At 66.7% G+C, this 17,593-nt stretch carries 19 protein-coding genes; 6 read left to right on the top strand and 13 right to left on the bottom strand.

Annotated features, from left to right (window positions below; all coding sequences use genetic code 11):
* The first annotated feature begins 268 nt into the window (after nt 1-268).
* A complete protein-coding gene (locus ACQGNJ_RS12980; RefSeq protein WP_426689675.1) occupies nt 269-859 on the top strand; it encodes a DUF1415 domain-containing protein in 591 nt (196 codons plus the stop codon).
* Between the two features lie 46 nt (nt 860-905).
* Nucleotides 906-1,250 (top strand): YkgJ family cysteine cluster protein, encoded by a 345-nt coding sequence (locus ACQGNJ_RS12975; protein ID WP_426689674.1) that lies wholly within the window; start codon nt 906-908, stop codon nt 1,248-1,250.
* Nucleotides 1,251-1,264: 14 nt separating this feature from the next.
* Here ACQGNJ_RS12975 and ACQGNJ_RS12970 read toward each other — a convergent pair whose 3' ends face one another.
* The 4 genes from ACQGNJ_RS12970 to ACQGNJ_RS12955 all read right to left on the bottom strand — a co-directional run bounded on the left by ACQGNJ_RS12970 (nt 1,265) and on the right by ACQGNJ_RS12955 (nt 6,085).
* Nucleotides 1,265-1,963, bottom strand: coding sequence for a pseudouridine synthase (locus tag ACQGNJ_RS12970; RefSeq protein WP_426689673.1), 699 nt, complete (start codon nt 1,961-1,963; stop codon nt 1,265-1,267).
* Nucleotides 1,960-3,030, bottom strand: a complete 1,071-nt coding sequence (locus ACQGNJ_RS12965; RefSeq protein ID WP_426689672.1) for a class I SAM-dependent methyltransferase — start codon at nt 3,028-3,030, stop codon at nt 1,960-1,962. The genes ACQGNJ_RS12970 and ACQGNJ_RS12965 overlap by 4 nt, the downstream gene beginning before the upstream one ends.
* A 60-nt stretch (nt 3,031-3,090) precedes the next feature.
* Entirely contained in the window at nt 3,091-5,088 is a 1,998-nt protein-coding gene (locus tag ACQGNJ_RS12960) for an OPT family oligopeptide transporter (RefSeq protein ID WP_426689671.1), read from the bottom strand.
* A 109-nt stretch (nt 5,089-5,197) separates the two neighbouring features.
* The gene (locus ACQGNJ_RS12955; protein WP_426689670.1) at nt 5,198-6,085 is read right to left on the bottom strand and encodes a pseudouridine synthase; all 888 of its coding nucleotides are present in this window, start codon (nt 6,083-6,085) and stop codon (nt 5,198-5,200) included.
* A 64-nt stretch (nt 6,086-6,149) separates the two neighbouring features.
* On the opposite strand from ACQGNJ_RS12955, the gene ACQGNJ_RS12950 reads away from it, so the two are divergent.
* The 3 genes from ACQGNJ_RS12950 to ACQGNJ_RS12940 all read left to right on the top strand — a co-directional run bounded on the left by ACQGNJ_RS12950 (nt 6,150) and on the right by ACQGNJ_RS12940 (nt 7,829).
* Nucleotides 6,150-6,707: a YaeQ family protein gene (locus tag ACQGNJ_RS12950; RefSeq protein ID WP_426689669.1), complete on the top strand. Its 558-nt coding sequence runs from the start codon at nt 6,150-6,152 to the stop codon at nt 6,705-6,707.
* A gap of 13 nt (nt 6,708-6,720) precedes the next feature.
* The gene (locus ACQGNJ_RS12945; protein WP_426689668.1) at nt 6,721-7,320 is read left to right on the top strand and encodes a cation efflux transmembrane domain-containing protein; all 600 of its coding nucleotides are present in this window, start codon (nt 6,721-6,723) and stop codon (nt 7,318-7,320) included.
* A gap of 74 nt (nt 7,321-7,394) precedes the next feature.
* The gene (locus ACQGNJ_RS12940; RefSeq protein WP_426689667.1) at nt 7,395-7,829 is read left to right on the top strand and encodes an FKBP-type peptidyl-prolyl cis-trans isomerase; all 435 of its coding nucleotides are present in this window, start codon (nt 7,395-7,397) and stop codon (nt 7,827-7,829) included.
* Nucleotides 7,830-7,896: 67 nt separating this feature from the next.
* Here ACQGNJ_RS12940 and ACQGNJ_RS12935 read toward each other — a convergent pair whose 3' ends face one another.
* Both ACQGNJ_RS12935 and ACQGNJ_RS12930 read right to left on the bottom strand, forming a co-directional pair.
* Nucleotides 7,897-8,754: a PA4780 family RIO1-like protein kinase gene (locus tag ACQGNJ_RS12935; RefSeq protein ID WP_426689666.1), complete on the bottom strand. Its 858-nt coding sequence runs from the start codon at nt 8,752-8,754 to the stop codon at nt 7,897-7,899.
* Nucleotides 8,755-8,827: 73 nt separating this feature from the next.
* Nucleotides 8,828-9,823 carry an LLM class flavin-dependent oxidoreductase gene (locus ACQGNJ_RS12930; protein WP_426689665.1) on the bottom strand — a complete coding sequence of 332 codons (996 nt, stop codon included), beginning with the start codon at nt 9,821-9,823 and terminating at the stop codon, nt 8,828-8,830.
* Between the two features lie 106 nt (nt 9,824-9,929).
* On the opposite strand from ACQGNJ_RS12930, the gene ACQGNJ_RS12925 reads away from it, so the two are divergent.
* Entirely contained in the window at nt 9,930-10,652 is a 723-nt protein-coding gene (locus tag ACQGNJ_RS12925) for an rRNA pseudouridine synthase (RefSeq protein ID WP_426689664.1), read from the top strand.
* Nucleotides 10,653-10,910: 258 nt separating this feature from the next.
* Here the strand turns inward: ACQGNJ_RS12925 and ACQGNJ_RS12920 are convergent, their stop codons facing one another.
* From ACQGNJ_RS12920 to ACQGNJ_RS12890, 7 genes are all read right to left on the bottom strand, one after another.
* On the bottom strand, nt 10,911-11,624 hold the full coding sequence (locus tag ACQGNJ_RS12920; protein ID WP_426689663.1) for an ion channel: 714 nt from the start codon (nt 11,622-11,624) through the stop codon (nt 10,911-10,913).
* 25 nt (nt 11,625-11,649) lie between these two features.
* Nucleotides 11,650-12,159: a DUF1993 domain-containing protein gene (locus ACQGNJ_RS12915; RefSeq protein ID WP_426689662.1), complete on the bottom strand. Its 510-nt coding sequence runs from the start codon at nt 12,157-12,159 to the stop codon at nt 11,650-11,652.
* 17 nt (nt 12,160-12,176) lie between these two features.
* The gene (locus tag ACQGNJ_RS12910; protein WP_426689661.1) at nt 12,177-15,023 is read right to left on the bottom strand and encodes an Ig-like domain-containing protein; all 2,847 of its coding nucleotides are present in this window, start codon (nt 15,021-15,023) and stop codon (nt 12,177-12,179) included.
* Between the two features lie 156 nt (nt 15,024-15,179).
* Nucleotides 15,180-15,650, bottom strand: a complete 471-nt coding sequence (locus ACQGNJ_RS12905) for a GNAT family N-acetyltransferase (RefSeq protein ID WP_426689660.1) — start codon at nt 15,648-15,650, stop codon at nt 15,180-15,182.
* 3 nt (nt 15,651-15,653) lie between these two features.
* Nucleotides 15,654-16,424, bottom strand: a complete 771-nt coding sequence (locus tag ACQGNJ_RS12900; RefSeq protein WP_426689659.1) for a dimethylarginine dimethylaminohydrolase family protein — start codon at nt 16,422-16,424, stop codon at nt 15,654-15,656.
* The gene (locus ACQGNJ_RS12895; protein WP_426689658.1) at nt 16,415-16,630 is read right to left on the bottom strand and encodes an oxidoreductase-like domain-containing protein; all 216 of its coding nucleotides are present in this window, start codon (nt 16,628-16,630) and stop codon (nt 16,415-16,417) included. Before ACQGNJ_RS12895 ends, ACQGNJ_RS12900 begins: the two co-directional genes overlap by 10 nt.
* Nucleotides 16,631-16,716: 86 nt before the next feature.
* The gene (locus ACQGNJ_RS12890) at nt 16,717-17,490 is read right to left on the bottom strand and encodes a class I SAM-dependent methyltransferase (RefSeq protein WP_426689657.1); all 774 of its coding nucleotides are present in this window, start codon (nt 17,488-17,490) and stop codon (nt 16,717-16,719) included.
* Nucleotides 17,491-17,593: the final 103 nt, after the last annotated feature.

Below are 17,593 nucleotides of genomic sequence, written 5' to 3'. Positions count from 1 at the left end.
GAAACTTCCCGTTTGTCTGCCGACCCGGGGTGCCTGGCACCTCGGGTCTGGCCGCTCGAACCATCCACCAATCCATCCTCACTATGCGATCCGCGTGGCGCGCCCGGTGCCCATGCCGCGACACGCGGGTGCAGCCAGCCGCGGGAACCCCTGCTCAAGCAAACTCCATGCCCGGGGTTGGCAACGCGGCCGGCCATGATCGCACGCCACCGCCGTTCCGCCGCCGCGCAACCGGTATAGTCGGCGTCGCCATCGCTCCGGAACCTGCATGACCACGTCCTCCGCCAACGATCTCAACGCCGACGCCCTGGCCGAGGATGCGCCCTACCTGGCTGCCACCACCCGCTGGCTGGAGCGGGCGGTGATCGGGCTGAACCTGTGCCCGTTCGCCCGCGCGCCCCACGTGCAGGGCAAGTTGCGCATGCGGGTGAGCCACGCGCGCGACACCGATGCGTTGCTGGACGACCTGTGCGGCGAACTGCAGTCGCTCCATGCGCTGACCCCGGACGAATGCGAAACCGGCCTGCTGATCCACCCGTTCGTGCTCGGCGACTTCCTCGACTACAACGACTTCCTCGACGTGGCCGACGCCGCCGTGCAGACACTGGGGCTGGAAGGCGAATGGCAGGTGGCCAGCTTCCACCCGCACTATCAGTTTGCCGACAGCGCGCCGGACGACGTCGAGAATTTCAGCAACCGCTCGCCCTACCCGACCCTGCATCTGCTGCGCGAGGCGAGCGTGGAGCGCGCGATGGAGCAGATGAGCGACACCGACGCGATCTACCGGCGCAACGTCGAAACCCTGCGCCGGCTGGGCCGGGATGGCTGGCAGGCGTTGTGGGACGAGCAGGCGGACTGATCCGCACCTCAACATCCCGTTCATCGCTGCGGTGACATGCTGACGCATGAATCAGCCCAGCCTTGACGACAGCGACCTGTACGCCGAAAGCGTCGACCCCGGCGTGCATTGCAACACCTGCGAGGCCGTCTGCTGCCGCCTCACCGTGGTGCTGATGCCCGAAGACCACGTCCCCACCTGGCTGATTGCCCGCGACGAGGGCGGCATGGAAACGCTGGCCAAGGGTGAGGACGGCTGGTGCGCCGCGGTGGACCCGAACACCTCCGGCTGCACCATCTACGAAGACCGTCCGGTCATCTGCCGCAAGTTCGCGATGGGCAGCCCAAGCTGCCGTGACGAGCGGCACCGATGGTTTGGCGCGAGCATTCCCACCGCCGTGCACATGCTGTAGGCGCGCCGACGACGTCAGGCGAAGATCAGCGCCACTTCATCGGCCTCGAGCGCACGCCATTCGCCCAGCGGCAACTCACCCAGCACCAGCCCGCCGACCGCAATCCGCTGCAGGGTCTCGACATGGTTGCCGCTGGCGGCAAACATCCGGCGCACCTGGTGATAGCGGCCTTCGGTGACGCTGACCCGCGCTTGCCGTGGGCCAAGCACCTCAAGCGTCGCCGGTGCCAGCGGCTCCTTTTCCGATTCCAGCATCATCGTGCCGCTGGCGAACAGCTCGCCCTCGTCGCCGCGCAGGTCCTGCGCCAGGGTTGTCTCGTAGACCTTGGTCACCTGCGCTTTCGGCGAGATGATCCGGTGCAGCAAGGCGCCGTCGTCGGTAAACAGCAACATGCCCGAGGTATCGCGGTCGAGCCGACCCACGGTGGAAAGCGCGGGGGAACGCACGCTGTAGCGCGGTGGCAGCAAGTCGTAGACGACCCGGCCCGGGTCCTTGCGCGAGCAGGTGACGCCGAGCGGCTTGTTCATCATCAGCACCAGGCCTGGCGGCGGATCCAGCGGCTCGTCGTCGACCCGGATCGTCTCGTAGGCCACCTCGTCGTCGGCGTACAGCACCTCGCCATCGACATCGGTGATGCGTCCGGAGCGGAACAGCTGGGTGACGTCCTTGCGACTGCCGTAACCCAGGTTCGCGATCATCTTGACCAGTTTCATCCACGCACTCCGATGGCTTCGATCACCTTGAATCCTTCCTGCACGACCAGCGTGCGTACTTCATGAAAACGCGCGGCGAGCACCGCTTCGTAGGGCAGATGCCGATTGGCCACCAGCAACAGCCGGCCGCCTGGCTGCAAAGCCTCCGCCGCACTGACGATGAATGCCCGGCCCAGTTCGGGCAGGTCGGCGCGCCCCTGGTGGAACGGCGGGTTGCTGACGATGGCGTCGTAGCGTTGCGCCAGGCCGCGGCTGACGTCGCACCAATACACCGTCACCGCCAGCTCGCGTCCTGACTCGCGCTTCGCCCGCGCCAGGTTGATTCGCGCCGGCTCCAGTGCACGCGCCTCGGCTTCATAAAGATCCAGCGCTTGCACGCGCGGGCAGCGCGCCGCGACCTGGCAGGCCAGATAACCGTAGCCGGCGCCGAGATCGGCCACGCTGCCATGCAAGTCCGCTGGCAGATGCTGCGCCAGCAAGGCCGAGGCGCGATCGATGCGGTCCCAGGCAAACAGGCCCGGTCGGCTGACGTAGCCGTCGACAATCTGCCGTGGCGCATCCAGCGCCCGCCACTGTGCGAGCAGGCCCTGATCGATGCCGCCCGCCTGCGGCGTGCTCCAGAACACCCGGCACTTGTGCTTGGACAGGTGCTGCACGGGCTCGGCCAGCTTGGCCAGATCCGCCTCGCCGGACTTCGCACCCTCGGCATTCGGCATCGCCGCCAGCACGCAGCCGCCGGGCTTCAGGTGCATCAGTGCGCGGGCAAACAAGGCGCGCGCCTCGTCGCGCTGGCGCGGCGGCAACAGCAGCACCAGCGAAAATTTTTCATCGATGGCCGGCTCGCCCACGCGCAGGCCGTTGCGACCCAGCTCGTCGGCGAACGGCAGGAAACTCTGCTCGCACAGCCAGCCCGCTTGCGCCATCTCGCGCAGGCTGACGCCTGCGCGGGCGCGCAGGAACAGCACGCTGCCATCGGCCGGCAGGATCAGTTCGTGGGTCTGGAAAGGAACAAACAGGGCGGCCAGCGCCGCATCGGGCGCGGCCGCGAATACGCCGGCAGCAGTCACGTCATGTCTTCAGTCAATCAACGAAGGCGATATTGTACGTGGCTGCTGCCGCCGGTTGGCTCAGGCGTTGACCGGGCGACGACCCAGGCGCGCCACCCACAGGTACAGGCCGGCGTTGACCAGCACGAAGGCGATGCCGCCCAGCCAGATCGCGGCGGTGCCGAAGCCGGGTCCGACCAGGGCCAGCGGCGAATCCTTGCCCGAGAACACCACGATCGCCGCGATCACCACGCCGATGATGCTCTCTCCCACGATCATGCCCGAGGCCAGCAGCACGCCCAGCTGCTTGGTGGCTTCCGGATCGTGCGCATGCTCGGCACGCTTGTCGAAGTACCAGCCGACGATCGCGCCCACCACCACCATCAGCGTGGTCGAGGTCGGCAGGTAGATGCCCAGACCCACGGCCAGCGGCGGCAGCGAGGCGGACTTGCTGCTGCCACGAAGGATCACGTCGAGGATGATCAGCACCACGCCGATCGCGCCGCCGATGATGATCAGGTTCCAGTCGATATTGCCCTGGATCACCCCCTGCGCCAGCGCGGAGATCAGTCCGGCCTGCGGCGCCGCCAGCGCGCGCGCGGTGGCACCTGGCATGCCGGCAAAGCCATACGCCTGATTGACCAGATCCAGCACCGGCGGAATCACCGCCGCGCCCACCAGCACGCCGGCGACCAGGGCCACCTGCTGCTTCCACGGCGTGGCATCGACCAGCTGGCCGGTCTTCAGGTCCTGCAGGTTGTTGTTGGCGATGGTCGCCACCGAAAACACGATCGAGGTGGCGAACAGCGCGAACGCGACCAGTCCCTTGCCCGCACTGACCGGCAACTGCGACTGCACGCCGGCAACCAGCAGCAAGGCGGCAACGATCACCACCAGGATGCCCACGCCCGACAACGGGCTGTTGGACGAGCCGATCAGGCCGGCCATGTAGCCGCACACCGCCGACACCAGGAAACCCATCACCACCACGAACACCAGGCCGCCGACCAGCAGCAGGCCCATGTGCTCGCCCAGCCCCGTGCTGCGCGCGAAGTCGCCGAGCAACCAGGCGATCGGCACCAGGCACAACAGGCTGATCAGGCCGACGATGCCGATCGGCATGTCCAGCTCGGTACGCGGCAGGCTGGCACCCTGGCCGGATTTGCGCGCGCGCGACGAGGCCATCGCGGCGGACAGTCCGCCGATCACCGGCTTGACCAGCTTGGCCAGCGTCCAGATCGCCGCCACACCGATGGTGCCGGCGCCGATGAAGCGCACCTTGGTGCTCCACGCTGCCTGCGCCATGTCGGCAGCGGCACCGGCTGCGCCAACCAGTGCGGTGTAGTGCGGCACGGCCCAGCCCCAGGCGATCACCGCCCCGAACAGCATGGCCAGGCCCACCCACAAGCCCACCAGGTGACCGACCGCCAGCAGCGCGAAGGAGAGATTGAAGTCGTAACCGGTCGCCGAGCCGCGCTCGCCCAGGCGGAAATACTGCGCCACGTCACTGCCGAAAACGCGGGTGGCCACCACGATGGCGAACAATGCCGACACCACCGAGCCGCCCAGCACCGCGAGCAAGCCGGCGCGGCTGCCTTCCTCGGCGGTGGATTCCGAATCGTCGCCACCGCCGACCTTCAGCACCTCGGCGCAGGCCACGCCCTCGGGATAAGGCAGGTCCGAATCGGTGACCAGTGCGCGGCGCAACGGGATCGTGTACATCACCCCGAGAATGCCGCCGGTGGCGCAGATGCCGAAGGTGATCCAGAACGGAAAGCCGGTCCACCAGCCGACCATCACCAGGCCGGGCAGCACGAAGATGATCGCCGACAGCGTGCCCGCCGACGAGGCGATCGTCTGCACGATGTTGTTTTCCTGGATGGTCGAGTTCCTGAAGTTGCGCAGGATCGCCATCGAGATCACCGCCGCCGGAATCGAGGTGGCGAAGGTCAGCCCGGCCTTGAGGCCGAAGAACACGTTGGCTGCGGTGAACACCAGGGTGATCACGATGCCGATGATCAGGCCGCGTACGGTCAACTCGGTACGTGGCGAACTGATGGAAACTGGTTGTGCACTCACTTGTGGCTCTCCCCCGGATGGATGCTGCAGTGGAAGATAGCGTGGAATGGCTGTCGAGGGGTATTTCGACGCCGTTGACCCGGGCCGCTGAATGCCGCCCGGCCGCGCCTCACAGCCTCAACCGACTCGTGAATCGCCGCGACTGGCCGGTCAGCGGATCGATGAACGCCAGGCTGTGCGCCAGCAGTTTCAGCGGCCGCTGATGATCGTCGTCGGCCTTCCCGGTCAGCGCCGGATACAGCGTGTCGTTGATGATCGGCGCGCCCATCGCGGCCATCTGCACGCGCAGCTGGTGCTTGCGGCCGGTGACCGGGAACAGCGCGTAGCGCCAGACGTTGTCGGCGTCTTCCAGCAGCTCGATCCGCGTCTGGCTGTTCGGCTCGCCAGCCACTTCCCGCATGCGGAAGAACGGCTCGCCCGCCACGATGCGCGAATGACGCACCAGCGGAAAGGTCAGCTGCGGCAGTGCCGGGGCCAGCGCCTCGTAGCGCTTGTCGATCCGTCGCTCGCGGAACAGTGCCTGATACGCAGCACGGCTGGCCGGATTGACCGAGAACAGCACCAGCCCCGCGGTGAGCCGGTCGATCCGGTGCAGCGGTACCAGCTGCGGGTTGCCCCGTCGCCGGATCAGCCGCCGCAGCAGGGTCTGTTCGACGAAACCGCCGGCCGGGGTCACCGGCAGGAAGTGCGGCTTGTCGACCACCAGCAGATGCTCGTCGACATGCAGCACGGTCTCGGTGAACGGGATCACCGGCTCGTCCGCCACCTCGCGGTAGTAATGGATGCGCAGGCCCGCCCGATACGGCGTGTGCGGCGTGATCGGGCCGCCGTGTCCATCCAGCACGCGACCGCGTTCGATGCGGTCCAGCCATTGCGCGCGACTGATCGCGGCGAAGTGCGCGCACAGGCCATCGAGCACCGTCGCCCAGTTGCCGGCCGGCAGGTGCACAGTGCTGGCGCGGGCATCGCGGATGAAGGATGGCGTCGGCGGGCTCATGTCAGGCCAGTGTAAGTGCTGCCCGGCGCGTAGAATGGTCGGCTTGTTGTCTCAAGGCATACCCATGGCACTCAACTCCACCATCTACAAGGTCGAACTGCAGATCAGCGACATGGATCGGCATTACTACGCCACCCATGCACTGACTCTGGCGCGGCATCCGTCGGAAACCGAAGAACGGCTGATGGTGCGCCTGCTGGCGTTCGCGCTGTACGCCGAGGATCGGCTGGAATTCGGCAAGGGCATCAGCGATGAGGACGAACCGGCGCTGTGGCGCAAGGCCTATACCGACGAGATCGAGTTGTGGATCGAGGTGGGCCAGCCGGACGAGACCCGCATTCGCAAGGCCTGCGGCCGCTCGCGCCAGGTGGTGGTGATCAACTACGGCGGCAACGCGGCGGAGATCTGGTGGAACAAGAACGCCAGCGCGCTGGCGCGCAACAAGAACCTCACCGTGCTCGACATCCCGTTGGATACCGTGGCCGGGCTGGTCGCGCTGCTGCAGCGTGGCATGCGCCTGCAGGCGCTGATCCAGGACGGCCAGTTGCAGCTGATGAACGATGTGGATGCAGTGGCCGTCGAGCCGGCCAAACGCATGGCGCCCGCCGAAACGGTGAACTGAGTTGAGTGCACCGATGACCACGCATGACACCGCGCTGCGTCGCATCGTGGGTATCGTGGCGTTGCTCAACCTGGGCTACTTTGGCGTCGAGTTCGCGGTGGCACTGGCGATCGGTTCGGTCTCTCTGTTCGCCGACAGCGTCGATTTTCTGGAAGACGCTTCGGTGAACCTGCTGATCCTGCTCGCGCTCGGCTGGAGCCTGAAGGCGCGGGCACGCGTGGGCATGGCGTTGGCCGGCATCCTGCTGGTGCCGGCGCTCGCCACGCTGTGGGCGCTGTGGGGCAAGTTCCAGCTGCCCGCGCCGCCAGCACCACTGCCGCTGACGGTCACCGGCTTAGGCGCGATGCTGGTCAATTTTGGCTGCGCGATGCTGTTGATGCGCTACCGCCATCACGGTGGCAGCCTGACTCGCGCCGCGTTCCTGTCGGCGCGCAATGACGTCTTCGCGAATATCGCCATCGTGATCGCCGGCGCGACCACCGCGATGACGCATGCGGTCTGGCCCGACATGATCGTCGGCGCGGGCATCATGTTGATGAATGCCGATGCGGCGCGCGAGGTCTGGCAGACGGCGCGCAGTGAGCATCGGGCTATCGCCAATCCGCATGCCTGAGTCGGCTCGACCGGGACGGCGCGCGCCGTTTGCCGGATAATCGCCGCTTCGCCCATGTTTCCACGGAGTCACCCATGCGCTGGTTGCTGCCCCTGCTCACCGTATTCGCCCTCGCCGCCTGCAGTACCCCGCCCGCGGCACACGCCAGCGGCAAGGTCGACAAGCTCACCATCATCGACACCAGGGTCGGCACCGGCGCCGAAGCGAAGCCCGGCATGGACGTGCTGGTGCAATACACCGGATGGCTCTACGACGACAGCGCCAAGGACAAGCACGGCGCCAAGTTCGACAGCTCGTACGACCACGGCGCGCCGTTCAACTTCCCGCTGGGCGCCGGTCGCGTGATCGACGGCTGGGACCAGGGCGTGGCCGGCATGAAGGTGGGCGGCAAGCGCACCCTGCTGATTCCTGCCGAGCTGGGCTATGGCGCGAAAGGTGCCGGCGGCGATATCCCGCCGAACGCCTCGCTGGTGTTCGACGTGGAACTGGTCGACGTCAGCACGCACTGAAGACCCTTTCCACCGGCCTCGGCAAGACCTGTAGGAGCGCACCCTGTGCGCTCCTACAGATCGGGGATCAGTCTTCCTGCGCCGCGGCTTCACGCCCCTGCTGGCGGATGATCGCCTCCTCGCGCGCGTCGATGATCGACTGCATCACGCTGTCCACGTCGGCAATCGTTTCGTCGAACTCGAACTGGCCGGTGAGCTCGCTGTCCGGGTGCAGTTCGCCCAGTTCGTACAGCGCCCACATCTCCTCGCCGTAATGGGTGTCCAGCAGCTCCGGCGCGAAGCGCGACAGGCTGATGCTGATGTTGCCCACGTCACGCCGCAGCATCATCCGCGCGTTGTTGTTGCCCGAGGCGCTGACCGCCTGCGGCAGGTCGATGATCACCGGACCGTCCGGCCCGACCAGCACGTTGTACTCGGACAGGTCGCCATGGATCAGCCCCACGCACAGCATCCGTGCCACCTGCTGCATCAGGAAGCGGTGGTATGCGCGGGCGGTGTCGGCGGAAAGTTCCACCTCGCCCAGCCGCGGCGCGGAGTAGCCGTTCGCATCGGTGACCAGCTCCATCACCAGCACGCCGCTGAAATAGCCGTACGGTTTCGGCACGCGCACGCCGGCGGCGGTCAGCTGGTACAGCGCGTCGACCTCGGCATTCTTCCACGCCGCCTCGGCTTCCTTGCGGCCGAACTTGGTCGCCTTGCCCATCGCGCGCGCCTGCCGGCTGCCGCGCACCTTGCGGCCTTCCTGGTATTGCACGCGCGCCTGGAAACTGCGTTGCGCCATGTCCTTGTAGACCTTGGCACAGCGGATATCCTCGCCCGAACGGACGACGTAGACGGAGGCTTCCTTGCCGCTTTTCAGCGGTCGCAGCACCTGATCGATCACGCCTTCGTCGATCAGGTCCTGCAGGCCCTTGGGGGTTTTCATGCGTCAGCGAGCTTCGAGATGGGAGAACAACGCCCATTATGGCCGATTGGCGGCCCGAAGCAGTGGTGGTGACTCATGCCGCCTGCAGGCGATCCCGTGCCGCGGCGGCGATTTCGAAGGAATGCCGGCGCGCGGCGTGCTCGAACACGTTGGCGGTAATCAGCAGTTCGTCCGGCCGATGTCGCGCCATGAAGGCAGCCACGCCTGCGGTCACCGTGCCGACGTCACCGACCACGGCGCAGGCCAGCGCCCGCTCCACCATGAGCTTCTCCGGCGGGGTCCAGTACGCCTCGATATCGTCGATCGGCGGCGGGATCAGGCCCGGGCGACCGCGACGCAGATTGATGAAGCTCTGCTGCTGGGTGGTGAACAGCCGCCGCGCCGCGGCATCGCTGTCGGCGGCGACCACGTTGAGGCCGAGCATCGCGTACGGCTGCTGCAGCCGCGCCGACGGGATGAAATCGCGCCGGTACAGCGCCAGCGCCTCGTCCATCGCATCCGGTGCGAAGTGCGAGGCAAAGGCGAACGGCAGGCCGAGCTGCGCCGACAGTTGCGCGCTGAACAGGCTGGAGCCGAGCAGCCACACCGGCACCTCGACGCCGGCACCCGGCACCGCACGCACCGGCTGGCCGGGCCGCGCCGGCTCGAAGTAGCCGAGCAGTTCCAGCACATCCTGCGGGAAGCTGTCGGCGCCGTCGAAATAGCGGCGCAAGGCACGCGCGGTGGCCTGGTCGGTGCCCGGCGCACGGCCCAGCCCCAGGTCGATCCGGCCTGGATACAACGAGGCCAGCGTGCCGAATGCCTCGGCCACCTGCAGCGGCGAATGGTTCGGCAGCATGATGCCGCCGGCGCCCACGCGGATGCTCGACGTGCCGCCGGCCACATGGCCGATCAGCACCGCCGTGGCCGCGCTGGCGATGCCCGGCATGTTGTGGTGTTCGGCCAGCCAGTAGCGCCGGTAGCCCAGCCGCTCACCCCATCGGGCCAGGTCCAGCGTGTTGCGGAAGGCTTCGGTCGGATCGCTGCCCTCGGTCACCGGGGCCAGATCGAGAATGGAAAACGGAATCATGTCGCGCCCTTGCCAGAAAGGTTGAGCCCACGATGTGGGGCCGCACCGGGCAATTGCCACCGTCTGCAGCACCTACAATGGCCCACCCTTACTCTGTGGCACCCCCATGACCGAACCCGTCCGCCTTGCCAAACGCATTGTCGCGCTGGCCCAGTGTTCACGCCGCGAGGCCGAGCAATACATCGAGGGCGGCTGGGTCCGCGTCGACGGCGCGGTGGTGGAAGAGCCCCAGTTCATGGTCGGGGACCAGCTCATCGAGATTGACCCCGCCGCGCGGCTGGCACCGCTGGAGGCAGTCACCCTGGTGCTGCACAAACCGGCCGGCTACGACGCCGGCAACGGTCCGAACCCGGCCAGTGCGCTGGTCACGCCCGCCACGCGATCGCCCGACGACGCGTCCGGCGTGCGACCACTGCACCGGCACATGCACGGCCTGACCGCGCCGCTGGCCTTGCCGACCAGCGCCAGCGGACTGCTGCTTTTTACCCAGGACTGGCGGGTCAGCCGCAAGCTCGGCGAAGACATCGACCGCATCGAGCAGGAGTTCGTGGTCGAGGTCCGCGGCGAGCTGATCCCCAACGGGCTGGCCCTGCTCAACCACGGGCTGAGCTTCAACAACTACGCGATGCCGCCGATCAAGGTCAGCTGGCAGAGCGAACAGCGCCTGCGCTTCGCGTTCAAGCGGATGTCGTCGAGCCAGATCGAGCCGATGTGCAAAGCCGTCGGCCTTGAGGTGCTGGCGATGAAATGCCTGCGCGTGGGGCGCATCCCGCTGGCGAAACTGCCGCCCGGGCAGTGGCGCTACCTGGCACCCACCGACCGCATCTGAGCACCCTGCCCCAGACCGGCAGAACCGCTTAGACTTGTCCATGCGTCACAGCCATTCATCCACATCGCGGAGAGCAACATATGAGCAAGGGCATGGATTCAAAGAAGGACGAGAAGAAGAAACCGGCCAAGACCATGAAGGAGAAAAAGGCCGCCAAGCAGGAAAAGAAGAAGAACAAGTAAGTGCATCGGCAACCCGGCGAAACGGCGAGGCAGCGAGCCTTGCCGTTTCCCGCGGTGCGGGCAACCCACGCGGGAACTACTCGCCCTTGCGCAGCAGGGTCAGGCCGATAAGTCGCGACACCACCAGCGCGATGTACATCACCCCGACGAACATCTCCAGGCTGGCCACCGCGCGGGCATGCACGGTGATCGGAATGACGTCGCCGATGCCGGTGCTGGACAGCAAGGCAAAACTGAGGAACAGCAGCTCGGTCCAGGTTCGCGGCGCCTGCGGGTTCACCGCCGCGGAGAAGCAGCCCGGCTGCAGCGTCTGGCACACCACGTAGACGAAGGTGAACGCCCAGACCAGCAGGGTGAAGGTGGCGCCGGCGGCGAACAATTCATCCCGGGTCGCGCGCCGATCCGCCAGCATGTAGGCGATCAGGCAACCCGCCGCATAAAAGTAGAACACCGCTTCCAGTGCCGCCCACCAGGGACGCAGTTGCGGCATGTCCATGGTCAGGTCGAGCACGTTGAAGACGACCGCCGGCACCGCGATGCCGAAGCTGATCCAGGCCCGCCCGGGCGTGCGCCGTACCATCGAGATCGCCAACCCCAGCACCAGGATGCCGAAGGCGCCCAGCAGCGCACGCGCCGGACGCGTCTGTTCGATGAACGGATACAGCAGCAACCCGGCCAGCTGCACGATCAGCAGCACCGCCGAAGGGTGTCGCATGATGCGCACCAGCCAGCGCAAGTGAGTAAAGCGGATCATCGCGACCGTGACTGACGCATCGCTGTTGTTGCTCATGCGCGGGTTCCTTCGCCGACGGCTGTCAGTACTGCCCCATGTAATCGCGCTTGCCGATCTCGATGCCGTTGTGGCGCAGCAGCGCGTACGCGGTGGTGACGTGGAAGAAGAATTGCGGCAGGCCATAGCTCAGCAAATACGCCTGACCGTCGAACCGGCGCTCCTTTGGCGTGCCCGGCCGGATGACGATCTCGCGCTGCGCACTGCCGTCGAACTGCGCTGGCGCAAAGCCGTCGATGAAGCCGAGGGTGCGCGTAATCAGGTCGCGCAGTTGCGCAAAGCTCTGCTCGTTGTCGTCGTACTTCGGCACGTCGGCGCCGGCCAGCCGCGCCGACACGCCGCGCGCGAAGTCGCAGGCGATCTGCACCTGCCGGCCCAGCGGGAACATGTCCGGAAACAGCCGCGCCTGGGTCAACGCGGTCGGCTCGATATGCTTCTCCACCACATGCGCTTCGGCCTTGGCCAGGATGGCGGCGAGGCCGCCGAGCATCTGCTTGAATACGGGAATGGAACTGGCGTACATGGCATCGGTCACGGGTGGTTCTCTGGCAGTCAATGGTCGACGCAGTGTAGCCCGCCCTTCCCCGGGCCCGGTGACCCGGGCCGCACGATCCCGGTGTTGCATGGATCGCCTTGCATGCAGCGCGGCGGGCGGCGTCGACACGCCGCCCGCCCGCCGGTCAATTGCGTCTTGACGCAGACGTCGTCGATCACGAACGAGGTCTGCCCGGTGCTGTCTTCCACACCGTGGAAATTGATCTGCAGGGTCTGGCCCTTGTAGGCATTCAGGCTAAGCGTGTTTTCCTGATACCCGGCGGCCGCGTCCTTGTTGGAAAAGGTGGCCAGGGTAAGCACCTTGCCGGTGGACGTGATCACCTGTACCTGCAGGTTGTCGTAAGCGGTGGTCGTCGGCTCGGCCGTGTCCACGTGCATGAAGAAGTCCAGGGTCGCGCTGGCCACGCCCGCCGGAATGCTGATCTTCTGCCGCACGTAGTCGACATGCTTCGTACCATACCCGTCCAGCCACGCCTTCCAGTTGCCCGCATGCGCCGGCTCGCTGCTGTCGCTGGTGATCACCCCGCTGGTTTGCGTCCAGCTCGCCGAACCGCTCTCGAAGTTGCCATTGCTGATCAGCTGGGTCGTGCCACCGCCATTGGAGACGCTGAAGCTGGCCGCTCCGCTGGTACCGACATTGCCGGCCGCGTCATACGCCTTGGCGACCAGCGCATGCGTGCCGTCAGTCAGCGTGGTCGAATCCAGCGAGGCGCTGTATGGCGCGCTGGCGTCGGTGGCCTTCAGCACACCGTCCACGTAGAACTCCACCCGCGTCACGCCGACGTTGTCGCTGGCCGTGGCATTGAACGCGATGCTGCCGCTGCTGCCGCTTGCAGAGGCGCTCACCGTGGGTGCCGTGGTGTCGCCACCACCGCTGCCGTTGGACACGCTGAAGCTGACCGAACTGCTGCTGCCGACGTTGCCGGCCGCATCGTACGCCCTGGCGACCAGCACATGCGCGCCGTCGGCCAGCGTGGTCGAGTCCAGCGTGGCGCTGTATGGCGAACTGGCGTCGGTCGCCGTCAACGCACCGTCCACGTAGAACTCCACCCGCGTCACACCGACGTTGTCGCTGGCGGTGGCATCGAAGGTGATGCTGCCGCTGCTGCCGCTCTCGCTGGCACTGGCCGTCGGTGCCGTGGTGTCACCACCGCCACTGCCCTCGCTGACCCACACCGGCGCCGACCACAGACGCAGGCCGTTGGCCTGGGTGATCCTGGCGTAGTAGAAATGCTCGCCGGTGGCCGGGGTGAACGTGGTCGTGGCCGTTTCGGACAGGCTGGTGACGCTGCCATTGCTGCCCGGCACGCCCTCGAACACCTCCACGCGCTGGGCGCTCTGGCCGGAAGAACTGGCGTAGTTGACGCCGAGCGTCAGCGGCCCGCTGTTGTCGAAACGCTCGCCCATCACGTGGCCGTTCGCGGTCAGCACGATCTGCGCGGTCTTGTCCTCGGTGGCGAACACGCGGCGCGCGCGCAGCGCATCGAGGAAGCTTTGCAGGCTCAGCGCGGTACCGGTCGGTATCAGCACGCCGGTGCGGTTGCGGAAGCTGGCGCCCCAGTTCGCGCAATGGTTGTCCTGATCCGAACCCGGCGCCACATGGAAGCCGCGTTCGAGGATGGTGTTGAAGGCGATCTCGTAGTTGGGGCGCACGGTTTCCGATTCGGTGGTGTTCACCGAGAACGCCGAGCTGTTCAACACTTCGGCCAGCACCATCACCTGGTCGCCATCGGCGGTGTAGCCGAAGTCGCTGCCGTTGACCTTGAACTGGCCGCTCTGCGCCGGGTGATTGAACTGGCCGATCCAGCCCTTGCTGCGCATCAGCGTGTACAGCGACGCGTAATCGCCCTTGGCGATCTCGTAATCGCCGATCAGCTGGCCGGCGCTGTTCTTCTCCCACTCGATCAGGCCGTCGGCGTTGAAGATGTTCATGTGCCCACCGTTGCTGATCACGCCCCATTCCTGGCCGTAGATCGCCAGGAAATTCGGATGCGCGGCACGGAACGCGGCGGCGGCCTGCAGGCCCGACGCGAACAGGTTGTGCGCGGTGGCCGGATTGGCCGAGGTATTGGTGCCGGTGGAACCGTCGTACATGTGGTTGTGCTCGGACGTCATCAGCATGTCCAGGCCGTGGTCCATCGCGTACTGGTAGGCGTCGGCCGGGCCGTAGGCGCTGCTCTGCGGACTCTGTTCGCCATGGCAGGTGGCCAGTGCGCCGCCACCGTCGCTGTGGTTGGTCTGGCTGTGCAGGTCGCCATACCAGATGGTGTAGGGAAGCCCGCCCGTGGTGCTCGCGAGCGAACGCTGGCCGGCGTGTCGCGCCAGCGCGGTGAAGTGCGGCATGACTGCCGCCGGCACCTGGCCTACCTGGATTTCCTGGCGCTGCTCGGTGATCGCCTGGGGCGCGAGGCGTTCTGCCAGCACCAGCGCGTGATTGGCCAGGCCGCTGCCGATCCGGTGTGCATTGTCATCGTCCAGCGCGATCGCGCGCAGGCGCAGGTTGTAGTAACCGGCCGGCAATGGCTTGTGGCGTGCATCCAGGCCATCCCAGTGGATGCCGGCCTGCGCCTGCCGCGTATGCAGCACGGAACCGCCGTCCCATTCGCGCAGCAGCCGGCCGTCGCGATCGAGCAGCGCGATCTGCCACGCCACCGGCGTGCCCGGATGGGCCCCGGGGTACTCGAAGTGCATCACGATGTCCCGTCCTGCTGCCGCCTGGAACGGCACCTGCAGTGCGGCATCGAACTCCTGATGGTCCGGCAGCAGCGGAGCCGCCAGCGTCGGCCAACAGGCCACGCATCCCGCCAGCACCAGGCTGCGGGCGATCTTGTTTTTCCATGACATTGTCAAATCCCTACGCGTTGGCAAGGATTCCCCCGGCGCGATTTATAAGCGACCGGCGCTTGCCGTGGTATGACCAAAATTCGTAGTTGCCATGACGGCAATCGCAAAAGCACGAAGGGAGGGTGCTCGTCGGATATCCCGCACGCCCCGTTTGGCTCAGGGCCGGTCCAGATGCATCGGCTGGGTCACCAGGCCGTTGTCGCTGATCTGCAGTGGACCGCTGCACACGAAACCAAGACGTCGATACACCGGCACGGCCATCGCCGACGAATTCAAGGTGAAGCGGCGCGTGCCGGCGCGGCTAAATGCGTCATCCATGGCGCGTTGCCACAGCCGGCGGGCAATGCCGTGGCCGTGCATGCGCGTGCTGACGAAGAACTGGAACAGGTGCGAGTCTTCGCGCATCGCCGCCACGCCGACCAGCCGTTCGCCATCCAGCCAGGCCAGCTGAAAGCGCTGGCCGGCGAGGATCTTGCGCCGGATCACGCGCGCACCCATGCCGTAGAGCAACGCCGCGGCGGCACTGGCCGGTTGCTCCGGCAGAATCCAGCGCCGCGTCACCCGGCGTGCCAGCACGCCGATCGCACGGGCATCCTGCGGACGGGCAAGCCGGTAACGAATGACCATGGTTCAGCCCGCTGCGCGAAAGACCAGGCTGCAGCAGGTGACGGCGCCTTCGGCCTTCTGCAATTCGGAGACATCGACGGCGGTCACGGCGAAACCGGCATCGAGCAAACGTTGCTGCGTGCGCGGGAAGCTGGCCGGCATCAGCAAGGCGTCGCCGATGCGCACCACGTTGGCGGCGTGCGGCTCGGCCGGGTCGACCTCGATCACCTCAAAACCGGCGAAGCGCGCGCGCTCCACCCAGGCCGGTTGCAACAACACCGTGTGATCGTCGAGCTGGGTCACGGCGGATTTCAGGTGCAGGCAGCCCTGGGTCGGCACGCCTTCGACGGCGTAGCCGTGGCCGGCCAGCAATTCGCGCAGCTGCGCGATGCCTGCGGCGTTGCTGCGCGCGGACTCGCCGACGTACAGCGTGCGGCCCAGGCGCAGCACGTCGCCGCCGTCAATGGTGCCCGGCGCATCGATCGCCAGCAGCGGGCGCCAGTCGCGCAGCGCAGCAGCGATGCTGGCCACCTCGCCGCGACGGGAAGGCGCACCGGGGCGGGTCAGCACGGCCACCTCGTCCAGCACGATCGCGGTGTCCTCGACGAAGACCGAGTCGGCCAGCTCAGCCTCGGCCGGCAGCGCGATCACCCGGCAACCCAGCGTTTCCAGCGCACGCTGGTAGGCGTGATGCTGCGCGCTGGCCTGCGCCACATCGATCGCGGCGCGCTCGACGAACGACAGCTCGCAGTCGCCCAGTGCCGGGCTGACTTCACGCGTGATGGCTACCCACATGCCTGTTCTTCCCTGCCGTGTGGCGGATGGCGTAGGCGCCATGCCGCCGAAGCCGTCTCGTAGCGCTCGAGCGCTTCCTCGTACACATCGTAGACGCAGCGCACGCAACCTTCGCCGCAGCAATCGGCAGCATCGGGTTCGGACGGACGTACCGGTGGCGGATCGTCGGGATCAGCCGCCGGTACCGTGCGATCATCGGAATTCACGGCGCTCCTGCCGGCATCATCGGAAAGGTGTGTTCCGATGGTGCCGCGAAGCAGCACCGCAACTCAAGCAGGTCGCGTGGCGTCGATCACTTTGCCGGCTTGCGGAAGCGGTAGATGAACTGGTCGGTGTGACCGCGTATCGACTTGTCGAACACCTTGATGTCGTGCGGATCGGCAGCGTTGTGCAGCACCTTGCTCTCGCCGTCGAAGACGAAGCCGGCCGCTTCCACCTCCTGCTTGACCGAAGCCGGGTCGATGCGATGCAGGGTATTGGTGTCGGCCAGCCCGGAACTGGCGGGCGCAACATGGTCGATCACCACGAACAGGCCGCCGGGCTTGAGTGCATCGAACACCTGGTGGTTGAACGCGGCGATGTCCATCGGGCCCATGAACGGGTCGTGGAAATCGTGGTAGTTCTGCGCGGTGAACACCAGGTCCACCGGCGCCGGCGCCTGCAGCTTCGCCGCCGGCTGCTGCAGGATGCTGACGTTGGCGTAGTGCGGCGTGGCCACCAGCTTCTGCCAGTTGGCCAGGCTTTCGGTATCGAACTTGCCCATCTCGTTCGGCCACACGGTGTAGACATGGCCTTGCGGTCCCACGATGGCGCTGAACACGCGGGTCCAGTAGCCACTGCCGGGCACCAGTTCGAGCACGCTCTGGCCCGGCTTGACCTGGGCGAATTCCATCACCTGCTCGATCTTGCGGCGGTTGTCGTCAGCCTTGTCGCTGGCACGCGCCGGATCGTTCAGCGCCTTCTGCACGGCAGCCTTTTGCGCGACCGAATGAGCGTTCGGGGCATGCGCCGCGACAGCGGCGGGAAGGGCAAGACAAAGCAGGGTTGCAAGCACGGTCGGTCGCATGGCGCTTCTCCACGGCAAGGGGTGCCGGCGATTGTGCGCCGGAATGTTGATGCGAACCTGTGCCGACCGGCACGGTACGAGCGGGCCAGATCCCTGCCTGACT

It is taken from the genome of Rhodanobacter ginsengiterrae, from assembly GCF_050026815.1.
Lineage (GTDB): Bacteria > Pseudomonadota > Gammaproteobacteria > Xanthomonadales > Rhodanobacteraceae > Rhodanobacter > Rhodanobacter ginsengiterrae.
Note: the sequence above shows the minus strand (reverse complement) of the source record. Positions and strands in the feature narration are given on the sequence as shown.